The organism is Caulobacter sp. BP25 (assembly GCF_002737755.1).
Taxonomy (GTDB): domain Bacteria; phylum Pseudomonadota; class Alphaproteobacteria; order Caulobacterales; family Caulobacteraceae; genus Caulobacter.
Map to the genome: position 1 here is coordinate 650,550 of NZ_PEGH01000017.1, position 20,571 is coordinate 671,120.

At 67.0% G+C, this 20,571-nt stretch carries 22 protein-coding genes and 2 pseudogenes; 5 read left to right on the forward strand and 19 right to left on the reverse strand.

All coding sequences use genetic code 11. The annotated features are described in order from the left end of the window. Positions 1-44: 44 nt before the first annotated feature. Both nusA and rimP read right to left on the reverse strand, forming a co-directional pair. Complete coding sequence (gene nusA / locus CSW59_RS13335) at positions 45-1,709, reverse strand: transcription termination factor NusA (protein ID WP_099444473.1); 1,665 nt, start codon at positions 1,707-1,709, stop codon at positions 45-47. 2 nt (positions 1,710-1,711) lie between these two features. Beyond that, a complete protein-coding gene (gene rimP / locus CSW59_RS13340) occupies positions 1,712-2,287 on the reverse strand; it encodes a ribosome maturation factor RimP (RefSeq protein ID WP_099444474.1) in 576 nt (191 codons plus the stop codon). Between the two features lie 247 nt (positions 2,288-2,534). On the opposite strand from rimP, the gene ppa reads away from it, so the two are divergent. Continuing rightward, on the forward strand, positions 2,535-3,068 hold the full coding sequence (ppa, locus tag CSW59_RS13345; protein ID WP_099444475.1) for an inorganic diphosphatase: 534 nt from the start codon (positions 2,535-2,537) through the stop codon (positions 3,066-3,068). Between the two features lie 38 nt (positions 3,069-3,106). Here the strand turns inward: ppa and trmB are convergent, their stop codons facing one another. From trmB to CSW59_RS13420, 14 genes are all read right to left on the reverse strand, one after another. Then, complete coding sequence (gene trmB / locus CSW59_RS13350) at positions 3,107-3,787, reverse strand: tRNA (guanosine(46)-N7)-methyltransferase TrmB (RefSeq protein ID WP_099444476.1); 681 nt, start codon at positions 3,785-3,787, stop codon at positions 3,107-3,109. A gap of 120 nt (positions 3,788-3,907) precedes the next feature. After that, positions 3,908-5,131, reverse strand: a complete 1,224-nt coding sequence (metK, locus tag CSW59_RS13355; RefSeq protein WP_099444477.1) for a methionine adenosyltransferase — start codon at positions 5,129-5,131, stop codon at positions 3,908-3,910. Positions 5,132-5,241: 110 nt separating this feature from the next. Then, on the reverse strand, positions 5,242-5,670 hold the full coding sequence (locus tag CSW59_RS13360) for a helix-turn-helix domain-containing protein (RefSeq protein ID WP_201722799.1): 429 nt from the start codon (positions 5,668-5,670) through the stop codon (positions 5,242-5,244). A 28-nt stretch (positions 5,671-5,698) separates the two neighbouring features. Further along, positions 5,699-7,291, reverse strand: coding sequence for an apolipoprotein N-acyltransferase (lnt, locus tag CSW59_RS13365; RefSeq protein WP_099444479.1), 1,593 nt, complete (start codon positions 7,289-7,291; stop codon positions 5,699-5,701). Next, on the reverse strand, positions 7,288-8,208 hold the full coding sequence (locus CSW59_RS13370; RefSeq protein WP_099444480.1) for a hemolysin family protein: 921 nt from the start codon (positions 8,206-8,208) through the stop codon (positions 7,288-7,290). The genes lnt and CSW59_RS13370 overlap by 4 nt, the downstream gene beginning before the upstream one ends. 8 nt (positions 8,209-8,216) lie before the next feature. Beyond that, a complete protein-coding gene (ybeY, locus tag CSW59_RS13375) occupies positions 8,217-8,672 on the reverse strand; it encodes an rRNA maturation RNase YbeY (RefSeq protein WP_201722807.1) in 456 nt (151 codons plus the stop codon). An 18-nt stretch (positions 8,673-8,690) separates the two neighbouring features. Next, positions 8,691-9,635 carry a PhoH family protein gene (locus tag CSW59_RS13380; RefSeq protein WP_099444482.1) on the reverse strand — a complete coding sequence of 315 codons (945 nt, stop codon included), beginning with the start codon at positions 9,633-9,635 and terminating at the stop codon, positions 8,691-8,693. Further along, on the reverse strand, positions 9,632-10,978 hold the full coding sequence (gene miaB, locus CSW59_RS13385; protein WP_099444483.1) for a tRNA (N6-isopentenyl adenosine(37)-C2)-methylthiotransferase MiaB: 1,347 nt from the start codon (positions 10,976-10,978) through the stop codon (positions 9,632-9,634). Before miaB ends, CSW59_RS13380 begins: the two co-directional genes overlap by 4 nt. 167 nt (positions 10,979-11,145) lie before the next feature. Then, on the reverse strand, positions 11,146-11,553 hold the full coding sequence (locus tag CSW59_RS13395; RefSeq protein ID WP_013077224.1) for a Fur family transcriptional regulator: 408 nt from the start codon (positions 11,551-11,553) through the stop codon (positions 11,146-11,148). Positions 11,554-11,597: 44 nt separating this feature from the next. Next, entirely contained in the window at positions 11,598-12,050 is a 453-nt protein-coding gene (gene rimI / locus CSW59_RS13400; protein ID WP_099444484.1) for a ribosomal protein S18-alanine N-acetyltransferase, read from the reverse strand. After that, the gene (gene tsaB / locus CSW59_RS13405; protein ID WP_099444485.1) at positions 12,047-12,688 is read right to left on the reverse strand and encodes a tRNA (adenosine(37)-N6)-threonylcarbamoyltransferase complex dimerization subunit type 1 TsaB; all 642 of its coding nucleotides are present in this window, start codon (positions 12,686-12,688) and stop codon (positions 12,047-12,049) included. Before tsaB ends, rimI begins: the two co-directional genes overlap by 4 nt. 4 nt (positions 12,689-12,692) lie before the next feature. Further along, positions 12,693-13,322 (reverse strand): DUF1131 family protein, encoded by a 630-nt coding sequence (locus CSW59_RS13410; protein WP_099444486.1) that lies wholly within the window; start codon positions 13,320-13,322, stop codon positions 12,693-12,695. A 63-nt stretch (positions 13,323-13,385) separates the two neighbouring features. Further along, positions 13,386-13,973, reverse strand: a complete 588-nt coding sequence (locus CSW59_RS13415; protein ID WP_099444487.1) for a malonic semialdehyde reductase — start codon at positions 13,971-13,973, stop codon at positions 13,386-13,388. A 76-nt stretch (positions 13,974-14,049) separates the two neighbouring features. After that, a complete protein-coding gene (locus CSW59_RS13420) occupies positions 14,050-14,625 on the reverse strand; it encodes a NifU family protein (protein ID WP_099444488.1) in 576 nt (191 codons plus the stop codon). A 118-nt stretch (positions 14,626-14,743) separates the two neighbouring features. Between CSW59_RS13420 and CSW59_RS13425 the strand changes: the two genes are divergently transcribed. Further along, positions 14,744-16,012: a cytochrome P450 gene (locus CSW59_RS13425; RefSeq protein WP_099444489.1), complete on the forward strand. Its 1,269-nt coding sequence runs from the start codon at positions 14,744-14,746 to the stop codon at positions 16,010-16,012. Here CSW59_RS13425 and trpS read toward each other — a convergent pair. The 3 genes from trpS to murJ form a co-directional block, all read right to left on the reverse strand. Further along, on the reverse strand, positions 16,009-17,067 hold the full coding sequence (gene trpS, locus CSW59_RS13430; protein ID WP_099444490.1) for a tryptophan--tRNA ligase: 1,059 nt from the start codon (positions 17,065-17,067) through the stop codon (positions 16,009-16,011). The genes CSW59_RS13425 and trpS overlap by 4 nt on opposite strands. An 81-nt stretch (positions 17,068-17,148) precedes the next feature. Then, positions 17,149-17,196: a hypothetical protein gene (locus tag CSW59_RS21895; RefSeq protein ID WP_369825779.1), complete on the reverse strand. Its 48-nt coding sequence runs from the start codon at positions 17,194-17,196 to the stop codon at positions 17,149-17,151. Between the two features lie 156 nt (positions 17,197-17,352). After that, positions 17,353-18,984 carry a murein biosynthesis integral membrane protein MurJ gene (murJ, locus tag CSW59_RS13435; RefSeq protein WP_099444491.1) on the reverse strand — a complete coding sequence of 544 codons (1,632 nt, stop codon included), beginning with the start codon at positions 18,982-18,984 and terminating at the stop codon, positions 17,353-17,355. Between the two features lie 306 nt (positions 18,985-19,290). On the opposite strand from murJ, the pseudogene CSW59_RS21900 reads away from it, so the two are divergent. From CSW59_RS21900 to CSW59_RS21420, 3 genes and pseudogenes are all read left to right on the forward strand, one after another. Further along, positions 19,291-19,479 (forward strand): annotated as a pseudogene (locus CSW59_RS21900) (hypothetical protein); the annotation flags it as partial. Positions 19,480-19,758: 279 nt separating this feature from the next. Continuing rightward, complete coding sequence (locus CSW59_RS13450) at positions 19,759-20,058, forward strand: hypothetical protein (RefSeq protein WP_143754999.1); 300 nt, start codon at positions 19,759-19,761, stop codon at positions 20,056-20,058. Between the two features lie 126 nt (positions 20,059-20,184). Continuing rightward, a pseudogene (locus CSW59_RS21420) lies at positions 20,185-20,277 on the forward strand (hypothetical protein); the annotation flags it as partial. Positions 20,278-20,571 lie beyond the last annotated feature (294 nt).

Consider the following 20,571-nt stretch of genomic DNA (forward strand, 5'->3'; position numbering starts at 1 on the left):
CGCGGATCGCTCCACGAGGCCGTCATTACACGCTTCTAAGGGCCTTAGGCCTCTTCTTCCGCGACCGGTTCCTCGGCGACGGCTTCACCTTCGCTTTCGAACTCAGCCTCGGCCTCAGCCTCGACCTCTTCGTATTCCGGCTCCGGCGGCGCCTCGACCCAGCCCATGACGATGCGGGCGCGCATGATCAGAGCCTCGGCGTCCTCGGGCGACAGGTTGAAGCTTTCCAGGATGCCCGGCTCGCGCACGCGCTCGCCGTTCTTGCTCTCGAACCAGCCGCGCATGTCGTCCGGCACCAGACCGGCCAGATCCTCGACGGTCTTCACGTCGCCTTCGCCCAGAGCCACGGCCATGGCCAGGGTCACGCCCTCGATGCCCAGCACCTCGTCCTGAACACCCAGCTCCAGACGCTTGGCGTCCAGGGCGGCGGCTTCCTTGTCGAGGAACTCGCGGGCGCGCGCCTGCAGCTCCTCGGCGGTCTCCTCGTCGAAGCCCTCGATCGCGGCGATTTCGTGCGGTTCGACAAAGGCCACGTCTTCCACGGCGGCGAAGCCTTCGGTGACCAGCAGCTGGGCGATGACCTCGTCGACGTCCAGGGCTTCCTGGAACAGAGCCGTGCGCTCGCTGAACTCGCGCTGACGACGCTCGCTCTCCTGGCTTTCGGTCATGATGTCGATCTGCCAGCCGGTCAGCTGCGAGGCGAGGCGGACGTTCTGGCCACGACGGCCGATGGCCAGCGACAGCTGCTCGTCCGGCACAACGACTTCGACGCGCTCGTCTTCCTCGTCCATGACGACCTTGGAGACTTCGGCCGGGGCCAGGGCGTTGACGATGAAGGTGGCTTCGTCTTCCGACCACTGGATGATGTCGATCTTCTCGCCTTGCAGCTCGGCCACGACCGCCTGCACGCGCGAGCCGCGCATGCCGACGCAGGCGCCGACGGGGTCGATCGAGCTGTCGTTCGAGATGACGGCCATCTTGGCGCGCGAGCCCGGGTCGCGGGCCACGGCGCGGATCTCGATGACGCCGTCGTAGACTTCCGGCACTTCCTGGGCGAACAGCTTGGCCATGAAGCCGCCGTGGGCGCGGCTCAGCATGATCTGCGGGCCCTTGGTCTCGCGACGGACGTCGTAGATGTAGGCGCGGATGCGGTCGCCGACGTTGAAGTTCTCGCGCGGGATCGACTGATCGCGGCGCATAATGCCTTCGCCACGGCCCAGGTCGACGATCACGTTGCCGTACTCGACGCGCTTGACGCTGCCGTTGACGATCTCGCCGACGCGATCCTTGTACTCGTCGTACTGACGCTCGCGCTCGGCTTCGCGGACCTTATGCATGACGACCTGGCGGGCCATCTGAGTCTGGACGCGGCCGATCTCGAACGGCGGCAGGACTTCTTCGTAGACCTTGCCGATCTCGGCGTCGCGCCAGGTGCGCTTGGCGATCGAGAGTGGCATCTTGCCGATCTCGCCCTCCAGCTCGGCGTCGTCGGACACGACCTCGATCACGCGCTTCTGCGCCGTCTCGCCCGTGCGCGGGTCGATCTTGACGCGGATGTCGTGCTCGGCGCCGTAGCGGGCGCGGGCGGCCTTCTGCAGCGCGTCCTCGATGGCCTCGATGACGACTTCCTTCTCGATGCCCTTTTCACGGGCGACCGCGTCGGCGATCTGCAGGAGTTCAAGCCGGTTGGCGGCGATGCCGATGGCCATGGTCAGTCCTCTTCACTTTCGGACAGGTCGTCGTTGTCGGATTTGAGACGGGCGGCGCGCTGCTTGGCGCCCCGCTCCATCAGGGTGTCGGTCATGACGAGCTTGGCGTCGATGATCCAGGCGAAGGGGAAGTAGACGGTGACGTCGTCCTCGCCCTCGATGTTCAGGCCGACCTGGTCGTCCTCGATCCCGGCCAGCTCGCCCTTGAAGCGCTTGCGGCCCTCGGCCACGCGATCGAGCTCGATGCGGGCCTCGAGCCCGGCATAGTCCTCGAAATCCTTCAGGCGGGTCAGCGGGCGATCGACGCCGGGGCTGGAGACTTCCAGTGTATATTCGCCGACGATCGGGTCGGCGGCGTCCAGGATTTCGGAGATGCCGCGCGACAGCCGGGCGCAGTCCTCGACGTTCATGTCGCCGCCCGTGCCGTCCTCCAGCAGCGGGTGCTCGGCCATGATCTGCAGGCGGCGCTGCTCGGCCCCGCCCATCAGGCGCAGCCGGACGATCTCGTAGCCGAGGCTCTCGGCGACGGGATCGAGCATGTCGATCAGATCACGGTCTTCCTGCGTCTTGCCGCGCACGTTCTTCTCAACTCGATGGGCCGGAAGAGGCGCACCCCTTCGGCCAAACAAAAAGCGGCAGCCTTTTGGGCCGCCGCTCGAAAGCGCCATCTAGCGCTAACGGACGATGTAGGACGGTTTATAGGCGAATTGGGTAGCCTTGTCGACTCCGAGAACGCTCGCCTCTTCCGCGCCGCAGCAATTTGGGCCTATAAGCCCGTCCGCGCAGGCCGCCTCTTCGCGAGCCGACACAAGACAAAGAGTCACAATGGACCTTTCCAAGATTCCGACGGGCGCGAACCCGCCTTACGATCTGAACGCCATCATCGAGATCCCGCAGGGCGGCGAGCCGGTGAAGTACGAGATCGACAAGGAAAGCGGCGCGCTGATGGTCGACCGCTTCCTGCACACGGCCATGTTCTATCCGGCCAACTACGGCTTCATCCCGCACACCCTGGCCGACGATGGTGACCCCGCCGACATCATGGTGGTGGGCCCGACCCCGGTGGTGCCCGGCGCGATCATCCGCTGCCGTCCGATCGGCACCCTGATGATGGTCGACGAGGCGGGTTCAGACGAAAAGATTCTGGCCGTGCCGGTCGACAAGCTGCACCCGTTCTACACGGGCGTGTCCAGCTGGCGCGACCTGCCGACCATCCTGACCGAGCAGATCGCCCACTTCTTCCAGCACTACAAGGATCTGGAAAAGGGCAAGTCGACCAAGATCAGCGGCTGGGCCGACATCGACGAAACCGCCGACATCATCCGCGCGGCGATCAAGCGCTACAACGAGACGTACTGAGTTGAATCAGGGCCGGCGGAGACGCCGGCCCCTTTGCGTCAGGCCCTGACGAAATCCAGGAACACAGGCGCGCAGTCGCCCAGCTTTTTCTCTTCGTAGCGCGTCGTGACGTGGTCGGCCGGGATCGCGTGGCGGTCGGCCCCATCCTCGGCGAAGCGGAAGTTCGGATCGGCCAGCACCCGCTCGGTGGTCCAGTCGGCGTAGTCAGCCCAGTCGGTGGCGAAGCGCAAGGCCGCACCCGGCTTCATCACCCGCGCCAGCTTGGCGACGAATTCAGGCTGGATCAGGCGGCGCTTATTGTGTCGCGCCTTGTGCCAGGGGTCCGGGAACATGATGAAGACCCGGTCCAAGCACGCGTCAGGCAGCCAGTCGACCACGTCGCGGGCGTCGCCCTCGTGGACGCGGACATTCTGAAGGGCCTGCTCCTCCACGTGGCGCACGGCGCTGGCCACGCCGTTCACGAACGGCTCGGCGCCGATCACCAGCGTTTCGGGATGGCGCCCCGCCTGAGCAGCCATGTGCTCGCCGCCGCCAAAGCCGATCTCCAGCCAGACAGCCTTGGCGTCCGGCATCAGCTCCAGCGGCTGGAACGGGCCCTGCGGGACCGCGATCTGGGGCAGCAGGGTGTCGAGCAGCGCCTGTTGGCGCGGCTTCACCGGGCGCGACTTCAGCCGGCCAAACGAGCGCAGCGGCCCGTGGGGTTGTTGGGGGTTGGTCATGGAGGGCCTAATAGCTGTCATCCCGGACGGCCGAAAGGCCGATCCGGGACCACGGCATGCGCCGGCGCTTCCGGCGGTCCCGGCTCGGCGCGCTCCGCGCTTGGCCAGGATGACAGACTTTTACGCCAGACCCTTCAGCTCGCTGACGAGATCGGTCTTCTCCCACGAGAAGCCGCCCTCGTTGTCGGGCGTGCGGCCGAAGTGGCCGTAGGCGGCGGTGCGGGCGTAGATCGGACGGTTCAGCTGCAGATGCTCGCGAATGGCGCGCGGGGTGGCGCCGCCGATCAGCTGCGGCAGGGTCTTTTCCAGGATCGCCGGATCAACCTTGCCGGTGCCGTGCAGATCGACGTGGAACGAGACCGGCTGGGCCACGCCGATGGCATAGGCGATCTGGATCGTGCAGCGGTCCGCCAGGCCCGAGGCCACCACGTTCTTGGCCAGGTAGCGGCAGGCATAGGCAGCCGAGCGGTCGACCTTGGTCGGGTCCTTGCCCGAGAACGCGCCGCCGCCGTGCGGGGCCGCGCCGCCGTAGGTGTCGACGATGATCTTGCGGCCGGTCAGGCCGGCGTCGCCGTCGGGACCGCCGATCTCGAAGCGGCCGGTCGGGTTGACCAGCCACTGGGTCTTCTTGGTGATCAGCCCATCCGGGAAGATCGGCAGGATGTGCGGCTTGATCAGGTCCAGCACGCGCTTGGAGGTCGCGGCCTTGCCGTCGATCTTCTTCTTGTGCTGGTGCGACACGACGATCGACACCACGCGCTGCGGGCGGCCGCTGCCGTCGTATTCGAGCGTGACCTGGCTCTTGGCGTCGGGCTCAAGCTCATGGAGCTCGCCCGTGTGGCGCAGCTCGGCCAGGCGCTTGAGCACATTGTGGCTGTACTGCAGGGTCGCCGGCATCAGCTCCGGGGTCTCGGTGCTGGCGTAGCCGAACATGATGCCCTGGTCGCCGGCGCCTTCGTCCTTCTTGTCGGTGGCGTCCACGCCCTGGGCGATGTGCGCCGACTGGCCGTGCAGATAATTGGCGTACTTCGCCTTCTGCCAGTGGAAGCCCTTCTGCTCGTAGCCGATGTCCTTGACGGCGGCGCGGACCTTCGGCTCCAGCGAGCCCAGAATGTCCTTGGTCAGTTCCTTGTTGGTCTTCTTGTCGCCGCCCGGCTTGCTGGCGCGAACCTCGCCCGCCAGCACGATGCGATTGGTGGTCACCAGGGTCTCGCACGCGACGCGCGCTTCAGGATCTACGCTGAGGAAGGCGTCGACGACGGTGTCGCTGATGCGATCGGCGACCTTGTCGGGATGGCCTTCGGAAACGCTCTCGCTGGTGAAGATGTAGGACGAACGGGTCAAGAGACAGCTCCGGCCATAGGGAGGCGCGCGGTCACGCGCACGCCATTTCAGCGTTTAGTTAGGCCGGAACCATATAAAGATATGTTTATGCGAGCAAGCGAACCTGACGATCAATCGTCCTCGCCCAGCTCCTGTTCCTCAGCCATGGAGCGGACAAGCTCCAGAATCCGGCGACGGACTTTCGACCGCGTTATCCGCGGGAACTGGGCGGCCAGCTCCAATCCCTCAGAGGTCATCAGGAAGTCATGGACGAACGGCTCGCCCGCTTCCGACACGCCATCAGCCGTGGCTTCGAGGCCGTCGAAGAAATAGCTCACAGGAGCCTGCAGGCTTCTGGCGATCTCGTAGAGCTTGCTGGCGCTGACCCGGTTGGCGCCGCGCTCGTACTTCTGGATCTGCTGGAAGGTGAGACCCAGGTCCTCGGCCAGACGCTCCTGGCTCACGCCCAGAATCTTCCGGCGCATCCGGATGCGCGCCCCGACATGCAAGTCGACCGGATTGGGATGGCGTTCGGCGCCCGACAAATCGCTCATACCCACGATTAGAATCTGAAATTGCGGTTTTAATTCAGCGCGAGTCTTTCCGTAGCGCAAGAGTCCACAAGGATTTACCTGCTCTCAGGCGAGCTGACGCAACCACAGATATCAGTAGAAGGGCCAAAAGGGGAGCGTCGCCGAAGTTATCGAAGGGCGTTAACTCTCCCCGGCCGGGTATTTGCCTGTCGATAACGCCACGCTGTCCTAGATCGAGGCGCGCCCCTGTAAAAACTTGACCATTTGCGTCAATGACAGCGCTGACACCAGTGGGCGTCGCGCGAAGAATGGGCGTCGCGCGCTCGATCGCGCGATAACTGGCGAGATTCAGGTGCTGAAGCGGTCCGGACGTGACGCCGAACCAAGCATCGTTCGAGACATTGACCAGAACACGCACATCATTGTTTTTCTTGGCTAATCCTGGAAACAGGCTCTCGTAGCAGATCAAAGGCTGGATCAACAGATCAGGCGACACACGTAGCGGGGCGGGGCGGGGCCCCGTGGCGAAACCGTCGCCCAAATGCGCCAAGCTCTTGAACCCAATTTGGGTAAGAAAGCGCTCCGCCGGCAGATATTCGCCGAATGGCACCAGCCGATGCTTGTCATAGACCCCGACGATCTCAAGGTCGCTGGGCGTTCGCCGCAGGGCGATCAGGCTGTTGTAGTAGACGGGCCTGTCGATCGGACCCTCGTAGCGATAGCCGCCGATCAGCAAGGTCTGGCCAGGCCTGACGCTGTCGAAAATGGCCTGGCGCACCCAGGTCCCCGGCGCGAGATAGTCGTTGATTGCAGCCGGCAGGGCGCCTTCCGGCCAAATCACCAGGTCCGCCGGTTGGCCCGCATAGGGCTTGGCGGTCAACGAAACATAGGCCTGGACGATCTGGGCGAAGCGGGCGGCGTCCCACTTGGCGTCCTGCTGGATGTCGGCCTGCACGATGCGGACGGTGATGGATGGCTCTTGACGTACGGGCTTGTGCAGAGCCAGCCCACCGTACCCGTAAAGCCCGGCCAAGCCAGCGGCCGCCGAGGCCAGAGCGACGCGCCCGCCGCGCCCCTCGCGCCAGACGGCCGGAGCGGCGGCGATAGCCAGGGTGATCCAGGTCAGGCCATACGCCCCGACCAACGCCGCGGTCTGGGACGGCGCCGAACCTGCCCGCCAGGTCTCGCCGGGCAGGTTCCAGGGAAAGCCCGTCAGCACATGCCCCCGGGCCCACTCCAGCGCGGCGAAGGCGCCGGCGAAGGTCAAAACCCGCAACGCGCTCTTCGGACTCGCGATCCGGTATAGCAGTCCCGCTAGGCCCCAGAACAGCGCCAGTCCCGCCGCCATGGCCGCGATCGCGAACGGCGCCATCCAGCCCTGATTGGCCGCGTCGACCAGGAAGGCCTCGCCAATCCACCAGGTTCCAAGGCCGAAATAGCCCACGCCCGCCATCCACGCCCGCCAGAAGGTCGAACGCAGCGGCTTGGCCTCGGACGCCGTATCCAGCAGGTGCAGCAGCAAGGCATAGCCCAGCAACCCCGGCAGCAGGCCGAACGGCGGATGGGCCAGGGCGGCGGCGAGACCGGCGGCCAAAGCCAACAGCGGCCCGCTCCAGGAACGTTCGCGGAAACGGGTCCAGGCGGTCACGAAGCGCCGAGATCCTCGGAAACCGCCTCCGCAGTCTCGGTCCGTGGCGCGGAGCCGCCTCGCACCCGCACCCGGCGCACGCGGCGAGGGTCGGCCTCGACCACCTCGAATTCGTAGCCGTCGGGATGGGCGATCACCTCGCCCCGTTGCGGGACCCGACCCGCCAGGGCGACGACGAGGCCGGCGACGGTGTCGATGTCCTCTTCCATATCGGGGGGCGCCAGCTCACGGCCGAGGGCCGCTTCCAGCTCCTCCAGCGGCGCGCGGGCGTCGGCGTCATAGACCCCGCCCGGCCGGGCCACGATCGCGGCGGAGGCCGCGTCGTCATGCTCGTCGTCGATCTCGCCGACCACCGCCTCGATCAAGTCTTCCATCGTCACCACGCCGTCCGTGCCGCCGAACTCGTCGATGACCAGCGCCATGTGAATCCGGCTGGTGCGCATGCGCAGCAGCAGGTCGGCGGCCTTCATCGAGGCGGGAACGTACAACGCCTCACGGCGCAGCTTGTTCAAAACGAGGTCCCCGCCGGTCGGGCGCTTTTCGTCCTCGGCCAGCAGCCGGAAGACGTCCTTGACGTGGATGACGCCCACGGGATCGTCCAAGGTCTCGCGATAGATCGGCATCCTTGAATGCCCGGCTTCGAGGAATTGGGCGACCAGGGCGTCGAACGGCGTGGCCAGCTCGACGGCGACGATGTCGGCGCGCGGCGTCATCACATCGGCGACCCGCAGGGTCTGGAACGCCTCGGCCTGGTCGACAATGTCGACCTCGCCGGCCTGGGCGGGCGGCTCGGGCGGGCGCGAAGACTCGCCACCGTCGGCGGTCAGCCGCTTTCGCATGCGTCTGAAAAACGCCCGCACGCCCCGGCTTCTTCGCGCCGGCGCGGCGGGCTGTTGACTAGGCTCGTCGCTGGGCATGGCCCTGGTCAGCGTCCCTCTTCGTCACTGGCGTAGGGGTCAGGAACGTCCAGCCCCGCCAGGATTTCGCGTTCGAGCGCCTCCATGGCTTCCGCCTCGTCGTCGCCCTCGTGGTCGTATCCTAGGAGATGTAGCACCCCGTGCGCCACCAGATGTTGCAGGTGGTGGGCCAGCGGCTTGCCTTGCTCGGCCGCTTCGCGCGCGCAGACGCCGTAGGCCAGGGCGATGTCGCCGATCTGGCCTTCCGGGTTGGGCGGGGAGGGGAAGGACAGGACGTTGGTCGCGTAGTCCTTCTGGCGGAAGTCGCGGTTCAGGGCCTGAACGCTGTCGTCGTCGGTCAGGAGGATCACAATCCCCTGGCCTTCAATATCCTCATGCGCGTCCAGCACGGCCTGGGCCGCACGCCAGACCAAGGCCTCGACGTCCTCGGCGCCGCTCGTCCAGGCCTCGTCCTCGATTTCAATGTCTACAGTGATGGTCATTCAGCGCGGTGTATTCTGCGCCGCGTCGGCGTCATAGGCCTTAACGATCCGCTCGACGAGCGGATGGCGCACCACGTCCGCCGAGGTGAAGCGCGACACCGCCACCCCCTCGACCCCCTCCAGGATCGAGACGGCGTGAGCCAGGCCCGAGTCGCGCGGGTTCAGAAGGTCGACCTGGGTCGGATCGCCCGTGACGACCATACGCGCGCCTTCGCCCAAGCGCGTCAGCACCATCTTCATCTGAAGGCGCGAGCAGTTCTGCGCCTCGTCGACGATGACGAAGGCGTGGCTGAGCGTGCGACCGCGCATGAAGGCGATCGGGGCGACCTCAATCTCCAGCTTTTCCCGACGCCGACGCAGCTGGTCGGCGCCCATGATGTCGGTCAGGGCCTCCCAGACCGGCGCCATGTAGGGGTCGACCTTCTCGTTCAGGTCCCCGGGCAGGAAGCCCAGCTTCTCGCCGGCCTCGACGGCGGGGCGGGTGACGATCAAGCGATCGACCTCGCCGCGCAACAGCATTCCCGCGCCATGGGCCACGGCCAGGAAAGTCTTGCCGGTGCCGGCCGGACCCAGGCCAAAGCTCAGCGGATGGCTGGCCATGGCCTCCATATAGCGGGCCTGGCCCTTGGTCTTGGGCGAGACATTGCCCTTGCGCACCGCGCGGGGCGAAGCCTGGCCGCCGGCCTGGTGCGCGACGCCCAGGGCGATACGAACATCGGCCTCGACCACTTCCTCGCCGGCGTCGGCGCGATTGGCCAGAGCCTCCAGAACCCTCTTGGCGCCGGTGCGTCCCCGCGCGTCGCCGGTGATGGTGACCCCGCCGCCTGGCGTCTCGATCAGCACCTTGAAGGCGTCTTCAATCAGGGCGGCGTGGCGACCGGACGGACCGGAGACGGCGTGGACGGCGTCGTCGGACAGCGGCAGGAACTCAGGCGTGCGGCTCAAGCGGTCTCCAGGACAGGTTCGAGCGTCCCGCCCAAGCTCATCTTGGCGGCGCTCTCGATACGGACGGGAACGATCTTCCCGAGCAATTGTTCGCCGCCCTCGCAATGGACGGCCTGCAGATAGGGGCTGCGGCCGACGATCTGACCGGTGTGGCGGCCGGGCTTTTCGAACAGCACGGGCAGCACCTTGCCGACCTGGGCGGCGTTGAACGCGCGCTGCTGCTCGTCCAGCAGCTGGTTCAGGCGCTCTAGGCGCTCGGCCTTGACCTCTTCGTCGACCTGGCCCGGCATGGCCGAGGCCGGCGTGCCCGGACGACGCGAATATTTGAACGAAAAGGCGCTGGCGAAGCCGACCTCGCGGACGAGATCCAAGGTCTTCTCGAAATCGCCGTCGCGCTCGCCGGGGAAGCCGACGATGAAATCGCCGCTCATGGCGATGTCAGGCCGCGCGGCGCGGATGCGCTCGATCAGGCGGACATAGCTTTCGGCCGTGTGGTCGCGGTTCATGGCCTTGAGAATCTTGTCGCTGCCCGCCTGCACCGGCAGGTGCAGATACGGCATCAGCTCCGGCAGCTCGCCATGCGCCTCGATCAGATCATCGCCCATGTCGCGCGGATGGCTGGTCGTATAGCGGATGCGGTCCAGGCCATCGATGTGAGCCAGCCGGCGGACCAGCGTGGCCAGGGTCGAGCCGTCGCCGTCATAGGCGTTGACGTTCTGGCCCAGCAGGGTGACCTCGCGGACGCCCTGGTCGGCCAGGCGCTTGGCCTCCTCGACGATATCGTTCACCGGGCGCGACCACTCGCCGCCGCGCGTGTAAGGCACGACGCAGAAGGTGCAGAACTTGTCGCAACCCTCCTGGACCGTCAGGAACGCGGTCACTCCGGTGACGTGGCGCTCGGCCGGCAGGGCGTCGAACTTCTCGTCGGCGGCGAAGTCGGCGGCCAGGCGTTCGCCGGTCGCGCGGTGGGCGCGGGCGATCAGCTCCGGCAACTGGTGATACGCCTGCGGACCGACGACCAGATCGACCGCCTTCTGGCGATGCATGATCTCTTTGCCCTCGGCCTGGGCGACGCACCCGGCCACGGCGATGGTCATGCGACCGCCGGCCTGCGCCTTCCGGTCCTTCATCTGCTTGATGTAGCCGAGCTCGGAATAGACCTTCTCGGTGGCCTTCTCGCGGATGTGGCAGGTGTTCAACACCACCAGGTCCGCGCCTTCCGGGTCATCGACGACGCCATAGCCCAGCGGGCGCAGGACGTCGGCCATGCGCTCGCTGTCATAGACGTTCATCTGACAGCCGTAGGTCTTGATAAAGAGGCGCTTTTGCGGGGGCTCGCTCATCCGGCGAGGTTATGGGGTCGAGAGGCCCGTTCCGCAAGGGCGGGTTCCTCCCCCGCGATGCGGGGGAGGTGGCCCAGAGGGCCGGAGGGGGCAAGCTGGGCTTGCGCGGCAATAGCCCCCTCAGTCACTTCGTGACAGCTCCCCCGCATCGCGGGGGAGCATCTTGATCACTCCTCCAGCGGCACCCCGTAGAGCTCCAGCCGGTGGTCCACCAGCTTGTAGCCGAGCTTGCGGGCGATGGCGTTTTGGAGGGCCTCGATCTCCTCGTCCACGAACTCAACGACCTTGCCGGTCTTCATGTCGATCAGGTGGTCGTGGTGATGGGTCGGGGTCTCTTCGTAGCGCGAGCGACCGTCGCGGAAGTCGTGGCGCTCGATGATGCCGCTCTCCTCAAAGAGGCGCACGGTGCGATAGACCGTGGCGATCGAGATGTGCGGGTCGATGGCGTGAGCGCGGCGGTGCAGCTCCTCGACATCGGGATGGTCCTCGGCGGACGACAGCACGCGCGCGATGACGCGGCGCTGATCCGTCATGCGCATGCCCTTTTCGATACAGGCCTTTTCGAGTCGATCCAAGGCGGAGCCTCCGTCTGAGTCGCGGCAAGATAGGCAATCCGCCCTTAAGTGTTAAGCGCCCGCCGCATGACCACCGCGTCCTTGGCGCCATCGGGATGGGGATAATAGCCTTTTCGCAGTCCGACCTTGGCGAAACGGGCGCTCTGATAGAGAGCGATGGCGGCGGCGTTGTCGACCGCGACCTCCAGGAAAAGCGCTTCGGCGCCTGTTTCGGCGGCGATCCCGGCGGCAACCTCGACCAGGGCCGCGCCCCAGCCGCGCCGGCGGGCGGCGGGATCGACGGCGATGGTCAGAATCTCGGCCTCGCCCGCAATCGAACGGCACAGGATAAAGCCCTTGGCCTCCGCAGGTTCGCCCGCCTCGCCCAGGACGGCGAAGGCGCCCGGCGACTTCAGCAGGTCCTCGAACTCCAGCGCTGTCCAGGGCCGGTCGAAGGCTTTGTCGTGCAGGTCGGCGAGATCGAACGAGGCCTCGGGCCCAACAGGACGCAGGTTCATAACGAGGCGGCTGGCAAGGTGGCGTAGGGCGCGCGCAGATAGAGCGGCCGGGGCGAATGGCTGGGCGCGGGTCGCGCGGCGGCCAGCTTGGCGATCGCAACAGGATCGGGCGCCGCCGGCGTCAGGACCCTGGCCCCGCTCAAGACATCGGCCAGCAGGGGCGCGCCCGAACCGATCAGCGTCGCCGGCCCGCCAGAATAAAGCTCGGCCAGCCGCGCGGCGGCCTCGCCAACACCCAAGGCGTCAGGAGCCATCAGGGCGACCCTGTCGGCGAAGACCTGGATATAGACTTGGCCCATCCGCGCATCGAGCACGGCGGCGACGAAGCCGTCGACGCCGAACGCCAGGGCCTCCAGCGTGGTGACACCGACGCAAGGGATCGACAAGGCCGTCGCCAGCCCCTTGGCGAAGGCCAGACCCACCCGCAGGCCGGTGAATGAGCCCGGACCGACGGTAACGCCGATCCGGTCGAGGTCCGTGAAGGTGATCCCCGCTTCGGCGGCGGCTTCGCGGGCAATGATCCCGATCCGCTCCTGGTGGCCACGGGTCATGGATTCGCTACGCGCGGCCAAGACTCGCTCGCCGTCGAACACGGCGACCGAACTGGCGCCAAGGCAGGTGTCGATGGACAGGATCATGGGATCAGGCCGCGCCAACCGCCGCGCCTTCGGCGGGTCGCCAAATCAGAGCGTTGAGCTGGCCCCTGGCCTTCAGCGTCGCCTCGGGCGGGACGCCGCCCTTGGTCCAACCCGGCACGCCGAAGACATAGGACACCGTGGCGGCTTCCGGACGGACGCAGATCACCTGATTGACCTCGCGCCCCTGGCCGACGCGGCATTGCTCGACCGTGAACCCGAGATCGCCCCACCTGGTCAGCAGCGTCTCGCCCTTGGGGTCTCGGACATCGCCAGCGGCGGCCGCGACGTATCCGATCGCGCCCTCGTCCGTCTTGCCGATCTCCAGCAGCGGGGTGTTGTCCTGCTCGACGGTGATGACGGGCTGGGCGGGTCCCTCGCCGAAATGCAGGAAGGCCTGCTCGACCTTGGCCTTGGGGAACAGCGCCTTCAGCGTCGGAAGGTCGAAGGCCGTCGCCCCGCTGATCGGGCCCACGCCGTCCTTGGTGACCGCCAGAGGACCGCCGGCATAGGGCGCGACGGCCAAGGCCACGGGCGCCTTGGCATCGGACTTCGGAGCATCTTGGCCCCGCTTGGCCGGCCCGCAGGCGGCCAGAAGGGCAAGGGTCAGGATGAAAAGGGCGTCACGCGGGATCATGCGCCCTTCTAACGCGCGAGCGCCCTCGCCGTCACGCGAACTGACGGCGAGGGCGCTTTGGCCCTAGAGGATCTTCGCCGCCGCGTCGAAGTCCAGACGCGGACCGCGCGGATGCAGGCCCTCGTCCGTGCCATAGCCGATCGAGACGATGAAATTGCTCTTGATGTTCGTGCCCGCGAAGAACTCGGCGTCGACGGCGGCGTTGTCGAAGCCTGACATCGGACCCGTGTCCAGGCCCAGCGCCCGCGCGGCCAGGATGAAGTAGCCGCCTTGCAGCGAGCTGTTTCGGAAAGCAGTGGCTTCCCGGCCGGCCGCGTCGCCGAACCAATCCTTGGCCCCCGGGGCGTGCGGGAACAGGGTGTCGAGGGTCTCCGGGAAATCAAGATCGTAGCCGACGATGACGGTCGCCGGCGCCTGGAGGATCTTCTTGCCGTTAGAGCCCGAGGAGAGGGCCGCCAGCTTGGCCTTCGCCTCGGGGCTGGTCACGAACACGAACCGCGCCGGTGTCGAGTTCACCGCCGTCGGACCAAACTTCACCAGGTCATACAGCTCGCGCAGCAGGCTCTCGGGAAGCGGATCGGCTTTCCAGCCATTGCGGGTGCGAGCGTCGGTGAACAGTTGGGCGAGCGCGGGCGTGTCGAGCTTGGACATCAGCGATCCTCAAGAAAGCTATTTGCAACTTCTATAGTTACAATATGAACTTCCCCACCGAAGCGCAAGCGGCCGATCAGCCGAGCGTCTGCTCGACGCGGGTCACTTCCGGCACATAGTGCTTGAGCATGTTCTCGACGCCGGACTTGAGCGTGGCCGACGAAGACGGGCAGCCCGAGCAGGCGCCGCGCATGTGCAGCCAGACGACGCCCGTCTGCGGCTCGAAGCGCGAGAAGACGATGTCGCCGCCGTCCTGGGCCACGGCCGGCCGGATGCGGGTGTCCAAGAGTTCCTTGATCTCGGCGACGATCTGCGAGGCCTCCTCGTCATAGACGCCGTCCTCGTCGTGGCCGCCACCGGCCTCGGCGTCCAGCAGCAGCGGCCGGCCGCTGGTGAAGTGGTCCATGATCGCCGCCAGGATCGGCGCCTTCAGGTGCGGCCACTGGGCGTCCTCGCCCTTGGTCACCGTCAGGAAGTCGGGGCCAAAGAACACCCGCGTCACATCGCCCAGGTCGAACAGCGCCTTGGCCAGGGGCGAGGCGTCGCCCTCCTCGGCCGTGCGGAACTCGCGCGCGCCCTCTCCCAGGACCTCGCGGCCGGGCAGGAACTTCAGCACCTCGGGATTGGGCGTGGTTTCGGTCTGAATGAACATGGGCTTGAAATGGACCTCGCGGCCTTCCGACGCAAGTCTGGGGCGCCTCAACAAAGAAAGTGACACCAGCGTCATTTTCTGGCGTCATACGCGGAACAATGATCTGCGGGAGGATCAGATGAGCGACGGTTCGGTGGACCTGAAGGAAGCCGCGCGCGCGCAAGCCTATGCGACGCCGCTGGAAGACATCCACGTGGCCAGCCCGGCCCTGTTCCAGGCCGACGCCATGTGGCCCTATTTCGAACGGCTGCGAAAAGAAGCGCCCGTCCACTATTCCAAGGGCGACGAGGAAACCGGGCCGTACTGGTCGATCACCCGCTATAACGACATCATGACGGTGGACACGACCCATCAGGTCTTCTCGTCCGACGCGCACCTGGGCGGGATCACGATCCGGAACTTCGACGAGGACTTCGTCCTGCCGATGTTCATCGCCATGGACCCGCCCAAGCACGACATCCAGCGCAAGACCGTCAGCCCGATCGTCTCGCCGCAGAACCTCTCCCGGCTGGAAGGGATCATCCGCGAGCGCGTGCAGCACATCCTGGACGAGCTGCCGATCAATGAGCCCTTCGACTGGGTCGACAGGGTCTCGATCGAGCTGACCACCCAGATGCTGGCCACCCTGTTCGACTTCCCCTGGGAAGAGCGCCGCAAGCTGACCCGCTGGTCCGACGTCGCCACCGCCTCGCCCGAGAGCGGCATCGTCGAGAGCGAGGACGCCCGCCGCGCCGAACTGCTGGAGTGCCTGGGCTATTTCACCAATCTGTGGAACGAGCGGGTCAACCAGACCGAGCCCGGCAGCGACCTGATCTCGATGCTGGCCCACGGCGAGGCCACCCGCGACATGCCGCCGATGGAGTACCTGGGCAATGTCATCCTGCTGATCGTCGGCGGCAATGACACGACCCGCAACTCGCTGACCGGCGGCCTCTACGCCCTCTCTAAGAACCCCCAGGAAGAGGCCAAGCTGCGCGCCGATCCCAGCCTGATCCCGAACATGGTCTCGGAGATCATCCGCTGGCAGACCCCGCTGGCCCACATGCGCCGCACGGCGCTGGAGGACTACGAGCTGGCCGGCCAGACCATCAAGAAGGGCGACAAGGTCGTCATGTGGTACGTCTCGGGTAACCGCGACGACACGGTCATCGAGGACGCCGACAAGTTCATCGTCGACCGCCCCAACGCCCGCCGCCACCTGTCGTTCGGCTTTGGCATCCACCGCTGCGTCGGCAACCGCCTGGCCGAGATGCAGCTGCGCATCGTCTGGGAGGAGATCCTCCAGCGCTTCCCCCGGATCGAGGTCCTGGAGGAGCCGAGGCGCGTCTTCTCGACCTTCGTGAAGGGCTACGAGCGGATGATGGTGCGGATTCCGGAGCGCCTTTAGGCCCCCCAGAAGCCGACCAGCTTCTTGACCTCGGCCAGGGTCGGGGCGGCGGTCTCGCGAGCCTTTTCCGCGCCCTTGGCCAGGATAGCGTCCAGCACCGCCGGATCGCCCAGGAGGCCGCGCATCTTCTCGCCCACCGGGGCCAGCTTCTCGACGGCCAGCTCGGCCAGGGCCGGCTTGAAGGTCCCAAAGCCCTTGCCGGCATACTCGGCCAGCACCTGCGCCTTGGTCTGGCCCGATAGGGCCGCGAAGATGCCCACCAGGTTGTCGGCCTCGGCGCGGGCGGCGAGCTCCTCGATCGTTTCCGGCAGCGGTTCCGGATCGGTGCGAGCCTTGCGGACCTTGGCGGCGATGTCGTCGGCCGTGTCGGTCAGGTTGATGCGCGAATAGTCCGACGGGTCAGACTTGCTCATCTTGGCCGAACCGTCGCGCAGGCTCATCACCCGCGCGCCCGGCCCCTGGATCAGCGGCTCGGGCTGGGGGAAGAAGACCGGCGCGCCGCCGGGGATGCCGAAGTCGTGGTTGAACTTGCCGGCGATGTCGCGGGTCAGCTCCAGGTGCTGCTTCTGGTCCTCGCCGACCGGCACGTGGGTGGCCTTGTAGACCAGGATGTCGGCGGCCTGCAGCACCGGGTAGGTATAGAGACCCACCGAGCTGCGCTCCTTGTGCTTGCCGCTCTTCTCCTTGAACTGGGTCATGCGGTCCAGCCAGCCCAGGCGGGCGACGCACTGGAAGATCCAGGCCAGCTCGGCGTGCTCGCGCACGGCCGACTGCGGGAAGATCGTCGCCTTGTCGGGGTCCAGGCCCGAGGCGATGTAGGCCGCCGCGATCTCGCGGGTCTGCTGGGCCAGGGCCGCCGGGTCCTGCCAGACGGTGATGGCGTGCAGGTCAGCCACGAAGATGAAGGTGTCGATCTCGTGCTGCAGGCGGGTGAACTTCACCAGCGCGCCGAGATAGTTGCCCAGATGCAGGGCGCCGGAGGGCTGGACGCCCGAAAGCACGCGGGACGGACCCGTATAGGCTCCAGGGGCCACGGGGGGAGCTTGGTCGGTCATGGCTCTAAGCCTTGCTGTCGAATGCGATTGAGATGGCGTGGGCGCGCGAGGGCGCATCGCGTCGAAACGCGATGATCGAAGTCAGAAGGAGCCGCGCCATCGCGGCGCGAGAGAACCGATCGAAGCCATGGCCGCTGGTTAGCAAGGTCCCGCCCCACACTCAACATCTGTCATCCCGGACAAGCGCGTCGCGCGCCGATCCGGGACCGCCAGAAGCGCCGAACGTGTTGCGGTCCCGGATCTTCGCTCCGCTTCGTCCGGGATGACAAGGCGGGGGAGCATGGATCAAGCCTTGCCCCGCCGCAGCGCCGCCTTCAGCTCTGCCGGCTTGACCCCGCCAAACAGGAACAGCAGCGGCGGATAGACCGCCAGGCCCGCAAGGCACGTCAGGGCCAGGGCGAACTCCTTGGCGCCGATCGCGTGGCCGGTCAGGCCCAGGCTACGCAGCGGCGCCTCGATCAGATCGCGATAGTGCGAGGCCGCCGCCATCAGCGCGCCCATGCCCAGGCTGGCCAGCAGGATCCGCGACAGGCGCGACCAGGTCTGGGCCGAGGGGCCGTAGTGACCCTTGCGGCCCAGGACCACCGCCATCTGGGCCACGTTCAGCCACGAGGCCAAGGCCGTGGCGGCGGCAATGCCCTTCACGCCGATCAGCTTGAAGAGAGCGATGCCGACGATGATGTTCACCGCCACCGAGACCAGCGCAAAGCGCATCGGGCTCTTGGTGTCGCCGCGCGCGAAAAAGGCCCGCGAGTAAAGCTGCTGCAGCACGAAGGCCGGCGTGCCCAGGCCATAGAAGAACAGCGCCGCCGCCGTCTGGCTCGCGTCAAAGGCGGTGAACTCGCCGCGCGTATAGAGGCCGTCGGATAGGAAGCCCGGCATGGCGACCAGGGCGGCGGCGGCCGGCAGGGTCAGGGCCATAGCCAGGGCGATCCCCTGGTCCATGGCGCTCTGGGCGTCGTCGCGATCTCCGGAGTTCACCGCCCGCGACAGGCGCGGCAGCAAGGCGACCCCGATCGCCACGCCCACCAGGCCCAGCGGTAGCTGGTACAGGCGGTCTGCCGTGGCCAGCCAGGTGCGGCCGCCCGGCACGTGGCTGGCCAGGTTGCCGGAGATGAAGATGTTGACCTGGGTGGCGCTGGCCGCCAGGGCGCCGGGAATGGCCTTGCCGATCAGCTCGCGCACTTCCGGCGTCAGGCGCGGCAGCCGCCAGTGCACCTTGGCCCCGGACTTGTTGACGCCCCAGACCAGCAGCGCGGCCTGGGCGACGCCCGCCACGACCACGCCGACCGAGCCCCACTTGGCCGCGTCCACCGCCGTCGTCTGGGGCAGGATGAAGGCCAGGGTGGCGATGTTCAGCAGGATCGGCGCGCCGGCCGACAGGATGAAGCGATCGCGAGCGTTCAGCACGCCCGACAGATGCGCCACGATCGCCATGCACGGCAGATAGGGCATGGTGATCTGGGTCAGCAGCACCGCCAGCTTGTACTTCTCGGTGCCCCAGCCAAAGCCCGGGCTGATCAGCATCATCAGCCACGGCATGGCCAGCTGGCAGATCACGGTGATGATGATGGTCGAGGCCGCCAGGGTCGCCATGGCGTCGCCGGCCAGAATGTCGGCCTTCTCCTCGCCGTCGCGCTGCAGCGACTTGGCGTAGGCCGGCACGAAGGCGGCGGCGAACGCGCCCTCGGCGAAGAAGCGGCGGAACAGGTTCGGAAAGGCCAGCGCCGCATTATAGGCGTCGGCCGCCGGCGTGGCGCTGGCGCCCATCCGATAAGAGACCGCCAGGTCCCGGAAAAAGCCCATGAACCGGCTGACCAGGGTCAGGCCCGAATAGATCGCCGACGACTTCAGCAGCCCGCCCTTCTTGGGCGCTTGGGGCTGTTCGGGCGAGGCGGGCGCGGCGGTGTCGGTCACGAGCGGCTTCTGGGCGTTTGGGGCCAAGGCGTCAAGGGCGCGGGAAGGACGTCGGGACACACCCCCGCCGCTTCACGCGGCGGACCGCTGAAGGGATGGAAAGGGACGCGGAGCGCCGGACATCCGTCCGGAGGATTGAAGTGTGTGTACCGTTTCGACGAAGCCAGGCGCTCCGCGCGATCGTTATCCATCAGCGTCCCGTCAGGTGGCCCTGTTTGGGCCTTACCGGGACCTGGGCCTCCCGTTTCCGAGAGTCCCAACGGTCGGAGAGGACGGGCTTTCAGCCAAACACGCCCTTTTGCCTCCAACCACGCCGACGGCGGGCGGGTGAGCCCAGCAAGCCCAGCCCCGGACCGTCCGAGTATCCCCCTCGAACCTGTCCCCGCTCGATCGCCCCCCGCCGCCACGATGGTCGCTGGCCACGCGCCCTTTCCTCGCGACGAGGTGGGATCAGTATGGGCGCGGTTTCAACGCGGATCACAGAGCGGCGTGTAAAAGTGGGAAGTACTTGAAATCGCTGGGTTCGAGTCCGGATACGCGGATAACATCGGCGCTCCGATCCCCGTACTTGCCCCCTCCGCGCCTGTGGCGCTCCTCCTCCAAAGGGGGAAGAAGGGACGCGCTCCTTCCGCCCCCTCCGGGGGCGGACGACCACGCGGAGCGTGGTCAGGTGGGGGCCTGCGGCGGTGGTCGTCTCTGCCCTCCGCCCCCCGCCTTTGCGACTCAAGAGAACGTCGTTACCTTAACGTCAGTGTAGCCCACGCGGTGACCTCCATGACCGTCCACGCCCTTTCGCGGATGCGCCGAGCCCTGGTCGTGCTGTACGCGGCCGGGATGGGCGCGATCCTGGTGGTGGCGGCGCTGCTGTACCGCGAGGGCCAGTGGACCCTGCTGGCCCCGGTGGTCGCGGCCTTCGGCGCCGCCTCGGCCGGCTTCGTGGCCCTGATGCGCTTGGCCGACCGCCAGGCGACTATGGGCCTGACCCCCGCCCGCCGCCGCCTGCTGCTGAGCTTCGTGCTGCTCAGCGCAGCGGCCTTCATCGCCGGCCTGATCACGGCCTGGCGGCTGCTGTGAGGCGTTCCCGGCCCCTCTCCCACAGGGAGAGGGTGGCCGCGAAGCGGTCGGGAGAGGGGTTAAATCCTGGCCGAGCCTGGCGCGGAACCCCAAACCCCGTCATCCCGCGCTTCATGCGCGGGACCCATGGTTCAGCTTCCGCGTGAGAGTCCCCTTCGTCTCCGCACGTGCGGCGGAGAAATGGGTCCCGCGCATGAAGCGCGGGATGACGGCGGTGTTTGAGGGATAGGTCCCCTAAACTCCGCCCTCCGGAGCGGGAGCCCTCCTTACATCTCACGGCGAGACGATCGCTGGGCTGACCGGGCAGCCCAGCACGCACCAGCCTTCGAGAGATTTAAGGTCGGGTTTTGATCGCCCGGCGTTCAACTCCGGACATTATTATGCGTTTTCTGCGAGGTCTGTGTTGCTTGGGGTAACAACGTGGGGAGCCTCCGCAATGCATCCCTCGGCGATTGCCGTTGCTGCGTTGCGTAACGGCGCAAGACTCGCTCCAAGCGGCGCGCTATGCTCGAT

What these genes read in the sequence shown, in the direction of transcription:
- CSW59_RS13370 (WP_099444480.1), bottom strand. Translation starts at nt 8,208, where the DNA reads ATGCCCAGCGACGAGCCTAGTCAACAGCCCGCCGCGCCGGCGCGAAGA.
- trmB (WP_099444476.1), bottom strand. Translation starts at nt 3,787, where the DNA reads ATGACCAACCCCCAACAACCCCACGGGCCGCTGCGCTCGTTTGGCCGG.
- trpS (WP_099444490.1), bottom strand. Translation starts at nt 17,067, where the DNA reads ATGACCGACCAAGCTCCCCCCGTGGCCCCTGGAGCCTATACGGGTCCG.
- CSW59_RS13415 (WP_099444487.1), bottom strand. Translation starts at nt 13,973, where the DNA reads ATGTCCAAGCTCGACACGCCCGCGCTCGCCCAACTGTTCACCGACGCT.
- CSW59_RS13450 (WP_143754999.1), top strand. Translation starts at nt 19,759, where the DNA reads ATGACCGTCCACGCCCTTTCGCGGATGCGCCGAGCCCTGGTCGTGCTG.
- CSW59_RS13425 (WP_099444489.1), top strand. Translation starts at nt 14,744, where the DNA reads ATGAGCGACGGTTCGGTGGACCTGAAGGAAGCCGCGCGCGCGCAAGCC.
- rimI (WP_099444484.1), bottom strand. Translation starts at nt 12,050, where the DNA reads ATGAACCTGCGTCCTGTTGGGCCCGAGGCCTCGTTCGATCTCGCCGAC.
- miaB (WP_099444483.1), bottom strand. Translation starts at nt 10,978, where the DNA reads ATGAGCGAGCCCCCGCAAAAGCGCCTCTTTATCAAGACCTACGGCTGT.
- ppa (WP_099444475.1), top strand. Translation starts at nt 2,535, where the DNA reads ATGGACCTTTCCAAGATTCCGACGGGCGCGAACCCGCCTTACGATCTG.
- nusA (WP_099444473.1), bottom strand. Translation starts at nt 1,709, where the DNA reads ATGGCCATCGGCATCGCCGCCAACCGGCTTGAACTCCTGCAGATCGCC.
- CSW59_RS13410 (WP_099444486.1), bottom strand. Translation starts at nt 13,322, where the DNA reads ATGATCCCGCGTGACGCCCTTTTCATCCTGACCCTTGCCCTTCTGGCC.
- tsaB (WP_099444485.1), bottom strand. Translation starts at nt 12,688, where the DNA reads ATGATCCTGTCCATCGACACCTGCCTTGGCGCCAGTTCGGTCGCCGTG.
- CSW59_RS13420 (WP_099444488.1), bottom strand. Translation starts at nt 14,625, where the DNA reads ATGTTCATTCAGACCGAAACCACGCCCAATCCCGAGGTGCTGAAGTTC.